Consider the following 1,051-nt stretch of genomic DNA (forward strand, 5'->3'; position numbering starts at 1 on the left):
GGTACCAGAGTACAGAACGTCATCCCCCAGATTTGCACCATGATTAATGCCAGATAATACAAGATCTGGCAGGTCATCTTTCATCAGCTCATTTAGAGCAAAATGAACGCAATCTGTCGGTGTCCCTTGAACCGAATAAGTATTAGGAGCAATTTCTGTGACTCGCAGAGGCTGTTCCAATGTCAGTGAGTTTGATGCACCAGAACGATTTCGGTCTGGGGCAACAATGATCACTTCCGCGATGCTTCTCAGCTCATCCGCTAACGCGTGAATTCCTTGAGCATGCACACCGTCGTCATTACTAATTAGAATTCTTAAAGGTTTTGTATTTAGTGAATCCAGTTCCATTAGTATTCTCTTTCTACTTTGACCTCATTCACCAACTCACGAACAATGGATGTGGCAAAAGAGCCTGCATCGAGTGAGAAGGTCAACGTAATATTGTTACCTTCAACGTTCCAAGCTAAGTCTTTTGGTTTGAGTGCGATTTCACGACGATCGTGACGCATACGATTACCACGGATCAGAGCCATTAAATCAGGTTCTTCATCAATAAATGGCTGTTCTAATGCAAGTGCATCAGCTTGGGTCGGTAACGCATTATCACCCGCTAAAGCGGCAGTAATCTCAACTTCACTCAATGCAAGCTTGTTTTGCATATCAGCAATGTTATTCGCATCAACAGCCAACAATCCTTGTGATGTCTGTGCGATGTCACCATCGATGAATTTATCAAACACACCATTTTCTAGACGAGCAGAAACGATGCGGTTGAAGATCCATGAACGCGCGGCAGACAGGTACATGCTGCGTTTGTTTTGGTTACGCGTACGAACGTTTTCTCGTCCCCAACGACGGGCTTCGTCGAGGTTATTTCCATCGTTACCAAAGCGTTGGCTACCAAAGTAGTTTGGCACACCAACTTGTTTAACTTTTTCAAGGCGTTGCTCTACATCCGCCACATCTGTCACTTCAGACAAGGTAACCACAAACTCGTTCCCGATTAAGTCACCAGGACGCAGTTTTTTGTTGTGTCGATCGGTCGCCAGAA

Annotated in this window: 2 protein-coding genes; both read right to left on the minus strand. The window is 44.9% G+C overall.

Annotated elements, in window-relative coordinates:
- Positions 1–348 (minus strand): 5'/3'-nucleotidase SurE (gene surE / locus R7P67_RS26380; RefSeq protein ID WP_318086522.1); only part of this gene is annotated, 348 nt, incomplete at its 3' end.
- Positions 348–1,051: tRNA pseudouridine(13) synthase TruD (locus tag R7P67_RS26385; RefSeq protein WP_318086523.1), on the minus strand; the 704-nt coding region annotated here is incomplete at its 5' end. The genes surE and R7P67_RS26385, both read right to left, overlap by 1 nt.

This window comes from Vibrio sp. Vb0937, from assembly GCF_033338855.1.